11 protein-coding genes are annotated in these 11432 nt (G+C 28.0%); 10 read left to right on the top strand and 1 reads right to left on the bottom strand.

The window, feature by feature from the left end:
- The first annotated feature begins 40 nt into the window (after positions 1-40).
- The 7 genes from VN21_RS10615 to VN21_RS10585 all read left to right on the top strand — a co-directional run bounded on the left by VN21_RS10615 (position 41) and on the right by VN21_RS10585 (position 6110).
- Positions 41-481, top strand: a complete 441-nt coding sequence (locus VN21_RS10615) for a hypothetical protein (RefSeq protein ID WP_046823248.1) — start codon at positions 41-43, stop codon at positions 479-481.
- Between the two features lie 192 nt (positions 482-673).
- Positions 674-1648 carry a methionine ABC transporter ATP-binding protein gene (locus VN21_RS10610; RefSeq protein ID WP_046823247.1) on the top strand — a complete coding sequence of 325 codons (975 nt, stop codon included), beginning with the start codon at positions 674-676 and terminating at the stop codon, positions 1646-1648.
- Between the two features lie 2 nt (positions 1649-1650).
- Positions 1651-2316, top strand: coding sequence for a methionine ABC transporter permease (locus tag VN21_RS10605; RefSeq protein WP_046823246.1), 666 nt, complete (start codon positions 1651-1653; stop codon positions 2314-2316).
- 13 nt (positions 2317-2329) lie between these two features.
- Positions 2330-3166 (top strand): MetQ/NlpA family ABC transporter substrate-binding protein, encoded by an 837-nt coding sequence (locus VN21_RS10600; protein WP_046823245.1) that lies wholly within the window; start codon positions 2330-2332, stop codon positions 3164-3166.
- A gap of 10 nt (positions 3167-3176) precedes the next feature.
- Positions 3177-3959 carry a DUF169 domain-containing protein gene (locus VN21_RS10595; protein WP_046823244.1) on the top strand — a complete coding sequence of 261 codons (783 nt, stop codon included), beginning with the start codon at positions 3177-3179 and terminating at the stop codon, positions 3957-3959.
- Between the two features lie 115 nt (positions 3960-4074).
- On the top strand, positions 4075-4899 hold the full coding sequence (locus VN21_RS10590) for a TraB/GumN family protein (protein WP_084822077.1): 825 nt from the start codon (positions 4075-4077) through the stop codon (positions 4897-4899).
- A gap of 320 nt (positions 4900-5219) precedes the next feature.
- Entirely contained in the window at positions 5220-6110 is an 891-nt protein-coding gene (locus tag VN21_RS10585) for a DUF368 domain-containing protein (RefSeq protein ID WP_046823242.1), read from the top strand.
- Between the two features lie 325 nt (positions 6111-6435).
- Here the strand turns inward: VN21_RS10585 and VN21_RS10580 are convergent, their stop codons facing one another.
- Positions 6436-7299 (bottom strand): mechanosensitive ion channel family protein, encoded by an 864-nt coding sequence (locus VN21_RS10580; protein WP_332840871.1) that lies wholly within the window; start codon positions 7297-7299, stop codon positions 6436-6438.
- A 218-nt stretch (positions 7300-7517) separates the two neighbouring features.
- On the opposite strand from VN21_RS10580, the gene murJ reads away from it, so the two are divergent.
- The 3 genes from murJ to VN21_RS10565 all read left to right on the top strand — a co-directional run bounded on the left by murJ (position 7518) and on the right by VN21_RS10565 (position 11401).
- On the top strand, positions 7518-9059 hold the full coding sequence (gene murJ, locus VN21_RS10575; RefSeq protein ID WP_046823241.1) for a murein biosynthesis integral membrane protein MurJ: 1542 nt from the start codon (positions 7518-7520) through the stop codon (positions 9057-9059).
- A gap of 330 nt (positions 9060-9389) precedes the next feature.
- Complete coding sequence (locus VN21_RS10570) at positions 9390-10319, top strand: TraB/GumN family protein (protein WP_046823240.1); 930 nt, start codon at positions 9390-9392, stop codon at positions 10317-10319.
- Between the two features lie 389 nt (positions 10320-10708).
- Positions 10709-11401, top strand: a complete 693-nt coding sequence (locus tag VN21_RS10565; protein WP_046823239.1) for a lytic transglycosylase domain-containing protein — start codon at positions 10709-10711, stop codon at positions 11399-11401.
- Positions 11402-11432 lie beyond the last annotated feature (31 nt).

Raw genomic sequence — 11432 nt, 5'->3', positions numbered from 1 at the left:
ATATAAAAATAAAAAAATTAACAATCGAGGGGAAAATTATATGAATGTAAGATTGACTAGTATAGGGATATTATTAGTATTATTTATATTTACGGTAGGGTGTAGTAAGTCACATAAAACTGTAGAAGATATTCAAGAAACAGCAAAAGAAAATGAAATTGAAAATCAAGAAGATGAAGATTTAAAAGAAATCAATATACAAGAATTGGAACAAAAATTATCTGCAGCATCATATAGTAGTGAATCAGAGCCTATACAGCGTAGCATGGAAGGTTCTCTAGAATATGTAAAAGGAATTTTGCCAGAAGGGGTAGAAGAGATTGATAGAACTTATGAAAGTGAAGTTGGGGTAACAGCAGTTATATATAAAGCAGATGGCATAGAGTTTGAAGTTAGGTATATGCATCCATACAAAGACAATGGAAAAAGTGATGAATATGATTTAAGCAAAACTGCTGGAATAGCTCTAACATTAAAATAAAAGTTTGAAAAAAGTTCATGGATTATAATCTATGAACTTTTTTATGTAAAAAAATAATTTAATATAAAGATAATCTATATAAGTGAAGGTATATATAGAAAATAACTATAAAAGGGAATATTTACTAAATGTTATAATTATAAAGCAACTTTGTATTATAATTGATAAAAATGATGGGATGATAAATCGAAAATGATAGAAATAAAAAACTTAAGCAAGAAATATGGAGAAAATGAAATATTAAAAAATATAAATCTAACTATCAATAGCGGAGAAATTTTTGGATTAGTTGGAGCTAGTGGAGCTGGAAAATCAACTATACTAAATTGTATAAATGGGATAGATGAATACCAAAATGGATCTATATTAGTGGATGGAATTAAAATAGAAAGTTTGAGTTCAAGTGAACTTAGAGATATGAGAAAGAATATTGGCGTTGTATTTCAAAATGCTTCATTATTAAAAAGAAAAGATGTATTTCAAAATATTTCATTACCATTAGAATGTTGGGGATATGACAGGGGGTATATAAAGGATAGAGTATATAAGCTAGCTGAAATGGTCGGAATAGAAAATAAATTAAATTCAAGACCTGATGAGTTAAGTGGAGGTCAAAGACAGAGGGTGTGTATTGCAAGAGCACTAGCCTTAGAGCCTAAATACCTTTTGTCTGATGAGTCGACTTCTGCGCTTGATCCAAAAACAACTTTATCCATTTTAGAATTAATAAAACAAATCCATAAAGAGATTGGGTTAACAGTAGTTTTTGTTACTCATGAAATGCAAGTAATACAAAATATATGTGAAAGAATGGCTATTTTAGAAGATGGAAATATTTCAGATTGTGGATATGTAACAGAAATGTTCCTTAATAAGCCTAAATCATTACAGAGGTTATTAGGAAAAGAAGAAATAGAACTTCCTGAAGAAGGAGTCAATTTGAGTTTTAATTTATTGTCAGATACAGTAAATATGCCTATTTTATGTGATCTAGTTAAAGTATCAGAAAATAAAATATCTATAGTTGATGCTAAATTTTATAATTCTGTTTCAGGTAAAATATGCAATATAACTATAAATTTAGTTAAAGAAGATTTATGTGTTATAACAAACTATTTAAAAAGTAAAAACATTTTATTTAAAATAATTGAAAATAGAGGGAGGTAGTTATGTTTACAAATACGAGACTATTTAAATATCTTCCTAACATAATAATTCCATCAATAATTGTTACACTTAAAATAATGTTTTTCTCAGCTATACTATCTATTACCTTTGGAATTTTTTTAGGGATAGTAATAGTTATTACAGATCATGATGGGCTGAATCCAAACAAAATAATTAATTCAATAATCAATAAAACAATAGATATCATTAGATCCTTTCCAGTTTTAATATTAATTGTAGCTCTTATGCCTCTTACCAGAATTATAGTTGGCACAACTATTGGGGCTAATGCTGCAATTTTTACTATTACAGTAGCCTGTACTCCATTTGCAGCGAGAATGACTCAAAATTCATTGCAAACTGTTGATAAACAAGTTATAAAAATGGCAAAGTCTTTAGGTTTAAAAAACTGGCAAATTATTTTAAAGGTTATGATTGTTGAAGCATTGCCAACATTAGTATCAAATTTAACTATACTTTTGATTAATATGTTGAATGTAACATCAATTGCCGGTGCTGTTGGGGCAGGTGGATTAGGAGCTGTAGCACTTACATATGGATACCAAAGATTCGATGATGCGATTATGTATTTCGTAGTTGCTATTTTATTAATATTTGTAGCAATTATTCAAGGTATAGGAAATAAATTATATAAATATTTACAATGAAGGGGTATATAGAATGAATAAAACTAAATTAAAAAAAATGATTTTAGCTATATTGAGTATTGTTTTGTGCTTACCATTAGTAGCATGCAGTAATGATAAAAAAGAAAGTAAAGATAAGGTAATTAAAGTTGGAGGAACTGAAATTTCTCAAATATCTTATGAAGCAATGAATAAAGAGTTTGAAAAAATGGGTTACAAAACAGAATTTATTTGTTTTGATTCAAATCCAGTAGTTTTAGAAGCTTGTAATAATGGAGATGTAGATATTGCATTAGGGCAACATATTAAATTTGTAAAAAGCTTTGATGAAAATAACAATGGGGATTTAGAAATGGTAAAACCATATGGTTACTACACAGGTATAGGATTGTATTCAGAAAAATATGATTCTGTAGAACAATTCCCAAATGGAGCAACTATAGCTATTATGAATGATGCAATGAATATGGATATTGGATTAAGAGTATTACAAAAATCAGGACTGATTAAATTATCTAATAAGGATACAGGAGCCTACACTATAGCTGATATCATAGAGAATCCAAAAAAAGTTAATATAGTAGATATGGAACAAGCACAGACAGTTAGAAGTTTAGAAGATATGGACGGAGCTTTAGTATTTTTTACGCATATGAATAATGCTGGAAAAGATCCAAAATCTTATATTATAAGAGATGAAGAATCTATAAATTGTCCTATGGGTCCAATTGTTAAGAAAGAAAATGCCAAAACTAAATGGGCAAAAGATTTTGCCTCTTGTTTAAAAGTTGAATCTGTTCAAAAAGAAATAGATGGAGAATTACCAGGAGTTTTTACTTTTTATAAAGATGATAGTGAAGTAAAGGAATAAGTGAAAATATATGTGTGAAAATTGGAAGAAATCAATAGAGATTATATATGCGTCATTAGAATTAAAAAGAAAAATAGTTGGGGTTAAATTTATACAGTCAAAGATTGAATTTGAAAATACAGATGCTATTATGCCTAAAAATCCCATGAACTATTGTGGGATGATTAAAAGTGCAACTTGTGGATATAAAGTTAAATTAAATGAAAAATTAATAGCATGTAAAAGTGGAGTAAAGGTACTTGGAATCAACTCTTTAGATATGGAAAACTCTAATGGAGAAAACTGGACAAGGCTTGGACTATATAAAGATAAAAAAATTAGCAAGTATGTAAGAGAAAATCTAGCTTATAAGAATGATAAAATTTATGGAATTATAGCTCAACCGATAGAAACATTTGAAGAAAAACCAGATATTATTATTATAGTAACTAATCCGTATAATATTATGAGGTTGGTACAAGGATATTCATATCATTATGGGATAGCTAAAAACATAAACTTTGTTGGAAATCAAGCTATTTGCTTAGAGTGTACTGCTCGTCCGTTTGTAGTTAAAGACTTAAATATTTCAGCTTTGTGTATTGGAACAAGGCATAGAGCTGGATGGTTAAATGATGAGTTAGCAGCAGGTATACCGTTTGATCAATTTGAAAATATAGCAGATGGTATTTTAAAGACTATAAACATAATGGAAAGTAATGAGAATAAGAAAAAAATTAAAGAAAAAATGAAATATTATAATATTGAAGATTTTGATGTTAAATATAATTACAATTATTATAACAATGTTTAAAAGCATAGGGTATATACATTTTACAAAAGACTTAAAGTCTGAGAAAGTGTATATACCTTTTTTGCGTTAAGTTCATAAAATACTTTATGTAATAAATTCAATTTAAAATAAAAAAATATATATACAAAAAGACAAGGCAAAGGGATTTTTTTGGGAAGCAAAAAAAGACGAAAAAGTAGTTTACTTAATCGGAACATTACATCCGGCAAAAGGAAATATAAATTATTTAAATTCAGCAATGGAGAAAGTTTTAGATAATACGGATGCACTGGCACTAGAAGTAAACTTAAATGATGAAAAAGTATTAGAAAAAGGCCAGCAGATAGGCAAAGAAAACCTGTATCTAGAAAAAGGCGAATTAAAAGATTTATTAACTAAAGAAGAGCAAGTTAAACTTAATAAGGTTTTAAAAGATTTTAACATTGAGTACAATGAAGTGAAGTATCTAAGTTCTGAAGGCTTTTCAGCATATATTGAAGAAAAACAAGAAGAACAGGGTGGATTTACATATAGCTCAGATCAATGGTTACAAGAAATTTATGATACTAATAAGAAAAACATAGTAGGACTTGAAAATGTAGAGGATCATTATAAATTATTATATGAATTAACTGGTGACCTTAAAGCTTTCTTAGCTGAGTATAAACCAGATTTAGTGGATAAAGGGGAACAAAGCATGGAGGAAATTGGAAATGCATTCATAAAAGGTGATTCAGAGTATATGGAAAAAAGATCTGAAGATTTGAGAAAAGCAGATAAAGAACTACATGAAAAGTTGAGTAAAAATAGAAATATAAATATGGCTAATGAAATTGATAAATTAGCGCAAGGAGATAACAGATATGCTGTAGCAGTTGGGACATTGCACTACTTTGGAAAAGATAGCATATTAAAACAATTAGAGGAAAAAGGATATAAGATAAATAAATTAGAGAATTAATAAGGATAAGAGACTTTTGTTTAAAATAATATGAGCCTGATTATCAAAGTTAGTACTTTAACAATCAGGCTCATGTTAATAATGCGGAAAAAAGATTTCAAAAACCTTTGATGAAGGGTCAATGGCATAACCCTCAAATACATTATACGGAGATTAAAATAAAACCTTTACATAAAAATGAAAAACATAAATATTTATTTTGCACGTCAATTCTTTGACGCTTACATTATTTTATATTAATATAGAATATAAAGCTAAAAAGAAGTATTATGAAAGTTACGTTATGATATAATGTATATTTTAATTTTAAGGAGGAGAAAGTGTATACATTAAACTTTATAAGAGGATTTTGCATGGCACTAGCTGATAGCGTACCAGGAGTATCAGGTGGAACAGTAGCATTTATACTAGGGTTTTACGATCAATTTGTAAACTCATTAAACCATTTAATATCAGGCAACAAAGAATATAGAATAAAAGGATTGAAATTTCTATCAAAAATAGGAATTGGATGGGTTGTAGGGTTTATACTATCTGTACTATTTATAACATCCATATTTGAAAAAAACATATACAAAATAAACTCATTATTTCTAGGGTTTATAATAGCATCTGTTCCTTTAATAATTAAATCAGAGAAAAAAATACTAAAAGAAAATAAAAAAGGGATAATATTTTTAGTATTAGGGATAGTAACCGTATGTTTAATGACATACTTTAACCCCGCAACAGGAAGTGATTATAGCTTTTCTGTTAAATCAGAAAATCTAAACTTACCACTTATACTATATATATTTATATCAGGTATGATTGCTATATCAGCAATGGTTCTACCAGGGATATCAGGGTCTACAATACTTTTAATATTTGGACTATATGTACCTATACTAGGAGCTATAAAAAATGTTATAAAGTTTAATTTTGACTATTTACTAGGGATAGTAATATTTAGTTGCGGTGTGTTAGTTGGGATATTAGTGACAGTAAGAATTGTACGATATTTACTTAAAACATATAGATCCCAAACTATATACTGTATTACAGGGCTTATGATAGGGTCTATATATGCAGTTATAATGGGGCCTACATCTTTGGAAACACCAAAACCACCAATGAGGATTGAAACATTTAGTATATTATTCTTTGCTGTTGGAGTTATATTGGTACCAGGATTAGAAAAGCTTAAAATATTGCTTAATAATAAAAATTAAGAATGTAAAAAATCAGAAGATAATTGTAGTTAAAAAATAATAAATTTTCTATGATAATAATGAAGCTGAAATGGATATTAAACCATTTGTAGTAGAAAGGAAAAACTGCTAAATACCATGGACTATTGGCTTTATTATATTAATTTTGAAATAAAAATAGGAGCTTGATTATTAAAGCAATTGCTTTAATAATCAAGCTCCTATTAATAGTGTGGAAAAAACTTCAAAATTTTATTACGGATTATATCATAATCCGTAAATATATTATATTGAGATTAAAACAAAATCTTTACATAAAAATAAAAAATGTTTAATTCACATTATCTTATTTCTTTATATGCACATCCATTTGAGGATAAGGGATACTGATATCTTCCTTATCAAACCTTATTTTAACTTCCTCTAATAAACTACCGTGAATATCCCAGTAATGTTCAGCTTTACACCATACTCTAACTGTAAAATCTATAGAGCTAGCTCCATGGGCAGTTATACCTACAAAGTAAGAGGGATCAGATAAGATAAAATTTTGTTTTTTTATAATATCAATTAAAACATCTTTAACATGATTTACATCATTGTCATAACTAACACTAAAAGTTAAATCAACTCTTCGTTTTTCCTTAGCAGAGTAGTTAACTAAACTACCATTTGATAAAGCTCCATTAGGAATTAATATCAACTTATTATCTACAGTTGTAAGTTTAGTATAGAATAAACCAATTTCTTCAACACTTCCTTGATAAATTCCTGTTTCTATATAGTCACCAACTTTAAAAGGTCTGATTAAAAGTATAATAAAACCTCCTGCAAAGTTTGATAAACTTCCTTGAAGAGCTAAACCAATAGCAACCCCTCCAGAAGCCACTAATGCAGCAAGTCCTGTTAATTGAACATCCCAATATCCAAGTATTATTAAAAATAGGAATGCTTTTAATGTTACTTCAGCAAATGCATGCAAAAACTTAGTAAGAGTTACATCAACAGATTTCTTCTGTAGAAAAGTTGTAAAGTGTTTTACAACCTTTTTTATAATTTTTAAACCTATAAATATAACAAGTAAACCTATAACAAGTTTAGCTCCGAAAGTTGTAATCCAATTTAAAAACTTTTCAGTTAAAATATCTAAAGGCATATTACTGATTTTCTCAACATTTTCAGTAACAGATTGTACTATGTTTTCTTCCACAATTAAACACCTCACTCTTATTTAAAAATTTAGCTAATAGATATGATATAACATTTTTCAACAAAAGTCTACAAAGGGGGAGTGGGTAGAGAAGGAACCGGGATAAAAATATTAAAATTGTAACTAAAAATGACTAAATATTAACCTTAGGAGGCTTTTTATTTTAGAAAAAATTTTATATAATAGACATTAGGCGAAATTAGAACTAGGAGGAAGATATGAGCAATTTGGCAAAATCAGCATTTTGGCTTATGGTAGTCACTATGTTATCGAAAGTACTAGGATTTGGAAGGGAATTAGTATTAGGATATTTTTATGGGACAAGTGCATATAGTGATGTATATATAGTATCGATGAATATACCTTTAGTTGTATTTTCATCAATAGGAGTAGCATTGGTTACAACCTTTATACCATTATATCAAGAAGCTTTAAATAGTAAAGGTGAAGAACGAGCTTTAAGATTTTCTAATAATGTAATGAGTATCGTTGTAATACTAAGTATATTATTAGGCATATTAGGATATATATTTGCAGAACCTTTAGTAAAGTTATTTGCAGTACATTACACAGGAGAAAAACTAGTATTAGCAGTTAAGTTTGTAAGAATAATGATAGGAGGAGTTGTATTTATAGGATTGAGCAACTTAATGACGTCATATTTACAAATAAAAGGTGATTTTACTATACCAGGTATGATTGGGTTTCCTAATAACATAATAATAATAACATCTATAATATTAAGTGCAGTTACAGGAAATATATACATATTAGCAATAGGAACATTAATTGGTATGTTATCTCAATTTTTATTTCAAGTTCCATTTGCTATTAAAAAAGGATATAAGTTTAAGCCGACAATAGATTTTAAAGATGAATATTTAAGAAAGATGTTAATTTTAGTATTACCTGTTCTTATTGGGGTAGCAGTAAATCAAGTAAATGCAATGGTTGATAGAAGTTTAGCTTCAGGGCTTGGAGACGGAGTAATAACAGCGTTAAATAATGCTAATAGATTGAATGGTTTTGTTATGGGTTTATTTATTACAACATTAGGAGCAGTTATATATCCAACTTTATCTAAATTATCTAGTGAAAATAATAAAGAAAAATTTGCAGAGTCAGTAGCAAACAGTGTAAACTGCATAAATTTATTAGTTATACCGGCATCTATAGGAGCAATTGTCCTTGCAACACCAGTTGTCAGAATACTATTTGAAAGAGGTGCGTTTGACGAAAGGTCTACCGGACTGACAGCAACGGCCTTAGTGTTTTACTCTATAGGAATGGTAGGATTTGGACTAAGGGATATACTAGATAAGGTATTTTATTCATTAAAAGATACAAGAGTTCCTATGATAAATGGAATAATTACAGTTTTATTAAACATAGTATTAAATATAATTTTAGTTAAGGTAATGGGACATGGAGGATTAGCTTTAGCAACAAGCTTATCAGCTATAATATGTATAATATTATTATTTATAAGTTTAAAGAAAAAAATAGGGTATTATGGTCAAGATAAAATAAGATCTACATTTATAAAAACATTAATAGCATCTATTGTAATGGGAGTTGTAACATACTTCACATATAAATTCTTATTTGGAATTTTAGGACTAGGATTTATACAAGAAGCAATCTCTTTAGGAGTTTCTATAGTAGTAGGTGCAGTAATATATTTAGGACTTATTATAGTATTTAAAGTAGAAGAAATAAATATGGCAATAGATATGATAAAGCAAAAACTGAAAAGATAACAAAAAGATGACTTAATATAAACGAAAGCAGATAATATATAAGTTTTGATACCAAAGCTGAAAAGATGCTTTAAAGGTATCTACAACTTATATATTAACCACTTTCAAAAAATATGTAGTCATCTTTTTTTATCTTAATAAGTAGGAGAGGGATGCAGGAAAGGAGGGAGATTAATATTCAACTGACGAAAGACTTAAAGTTTGGTTTTAAGGACTTTGTCTGAAGGAGGTGAATATTAATCTCCCTCCTATATATACTTAAAATTCGCAATAAATAAAAAACTATGTTACAATTATAACAACAGCAGATAATTGACGAGGGGGATTTACATGAAATTTATAAAGAAGTTAATATTATTAACACTGCCAATTGCAATTTTAGTCCTAGCTTCAGGATGTACAAATAAAAGTACTAATACCAATCAAAGCGAAACTTCGGAAAAATCAACAGTACCTATGAAAGGGTTTTTCTGGGAGGCTAAAAAAGGAAATGATATTATATATTTAACTGGGTCTATGCAACCAAGTAAACCTAATTTAGATTATAATAATGAGACAATGAAAAAAATATTAAAAGAAACAGATGCTTTAGCACTTGAAATAAACTTTAAAGATGAAAAAACAGTAAAAGATCTTCAACAACAACAAAAAAAAGAAATATATTTAAAAGATAAAAAACTAAAAGACTTACTTACAAAAGAAGAACAAGGAAAGCTAGATAAAATTTTAGAATCACTAGGAATAAAATATAAAGAAGTTGAAAATCTAAGTCCAAGTGGATTTTTATCATTAGTTAAGCAAGTAGAAGCAGAAAAAGCAGGATTAACAGGTACTTCTTTAAATGGATACTTAGCAAACAAGTTTAGTGAAGATAAAAAGACAATAGTATCACTAGAAAGTAATGAAACACAAGTAGATATATTAAAAAAATCAACACAAGATTTAAAATACTTTGTAAATACATTTAGCTCAAAAACGTTAAAAGATACAACAAAAGATTTGAATGAAAATATGTATGCCTTTATAAAAGGGGATACTGGATATATGGAACAAGAAGCTAATAAACTACAAAAAGAAAACTCAAAAGAGTATGAAACACAATATCTAAAAAGAGATGAACAAATGGCAAAGAAAATTGATGAATTAGCAAAACAAAAACAAAAATATATTGTATCAATAGGAGCTCTTCACTTCTTCGGAGAAAACAGTATATTAAAAAATCTTGAAAATATGGGATACACAGTAACTCAAATCAAGTAAATATAAATAAAAAAGGGAAGTATTCAACTGACGAAAGACTTAAAGTCTGATTTTAAGGGCTTTGTCTGAAGGAAGTGAATACTTCCCTTTTTTCTAAAACTCAAAACTCTAAATATAAAAATGATAGGTATTCAACTGATGAAAGACTTAAAGTTCGGTTTTAAGGACTTTGTTTGAAGGAAGTGAATACTTCCCTTTTTTCTAAAACTCAAAACTCTAAATACAAAAATGATAGGTATTTAACTGACGAAAGACTTAAAGCCTGCTTTTAAAGGCTTTGTCTGAAGGAAATGAATACCTATCATTTTAGTAAAATTTAAATAACTATGCTAAACTTTTAAAAATACATGTCGTATAACTAGTTATAAGTATATATTAGAGGTGATAAAATGATTGACAATATAGATTTATTAAAAATGACAGCATTAATGTCAAATAACAATAGTTATAAAACTTACAATAACACAGAGAGCGGACAAGCATTTGACATGTTAATATTAAGTTTATTAAAAGCAGTAGCTAATACACCACAAGGTAGAACTAATCAATACGTAAACAATTGTTGTACGTGTTGCAATCATAATAACAATATAGAAGCATCAAATAGTAAAACTGAAAATTTAGATACAGTAAATTCTATGCATAATAGTAATAAACTTACAGCAACATCTAAGAATAAAGATGTAAATGCACAAATAGAAGATGCTATAGCTATAGCATCTAAGAAGTATGGGGTTGATGAAAATTTGATAAGAGCAATAATAAAAGTAGAGTCAGATTTCAATCCAAAATGTACATCGAAAGCAGGCGCTAAAGGTTTAATGCAGCTTATGCCTGAAAATTGTAGGGACTTAGGTGTTAAAAATCCATTTGATATATATGAAAATATAGATGGTGGAACAAGACATATAAAAGAATATTTAGATAAGTATAATGGCGATACAAAAATGGCTTTAATGGCGTATAATGGAGGGCCCACAAGAATGAGAAAAAGGGGGGTCAATTCTCCGGAAGATATATATTTAATGCCAAAGGAAACACAAAATTATGTGCCTAAAGTTATGAAATATTATAAGGGATAAACTAAATATTACCTTGTAGATACTTAAATAT

It is taken from the genome of Paraclostridium benzoelyticum, from assembly GCF_001006285.1.
In the GTDB taxonomy this organism is placed as follows: Bacteria; Bacillota; Clostridia; order Peptostreptococcales; family Peptostreptococcaceae; genus Paraclostridium; species Paraclostridium benzoelyticum.
This window is presented reverse-complemented; position numbering and strand designations above follow the sequence as displayed.

Coding starts and splice junctions, on each gene's coding strand:
- VN21_RS10615 (WP_046823248.1), top strand. CDS start 41: ATGAATGTAAGATTGACTAGTATAGGGATATTATTAGTATTATTTATA.
- VN21_RS10610 (WP_046823247.1), top strand. CDS start 674: ATGATAGAAATAAAAAACTTAAGCAAGAAATATGGAGAAAATGAAATA.
- VN21_RS10605 (WP_046823246.1), top strand. CDS start 1,651: ATGTTTACAAATACGAGACTATTTAAATATCTTCCTAACATAATAATT.
- VN21_RS10600 (WP_046823245.1), top strand. CDS start 2,330: ATGAATAAAACTAAATTAAAAAAAATGATTTTAGCTATATTGAGTATT.
- VN21_RS10595 (WP_046823244.1), top strand. CDS start 3,177: ATGTGTGAAAATTGGAAGAAATCAATAGAGATTATATATGCGTCATTA.
- murJ (WP_046823241.1), top strand. CDS start 7,518: ATGAGCAATTTGGCAAAATCAGCATTTTGGCTTATGGTAGTCACTATG.
- VN21_RS10570 (WP_046823240.1), top strand. CDS start 9,390: ATGAAATTTATAAAGAAGTTAATATTATTAACACTGCCAATTGCAATT.
- VN21_RS10565 (WP_046823239.1), top strand. CDS start 10,709: ATGATTGACAATATAGATTTATTAAAAATGACAGCATTAATGTCAAAT.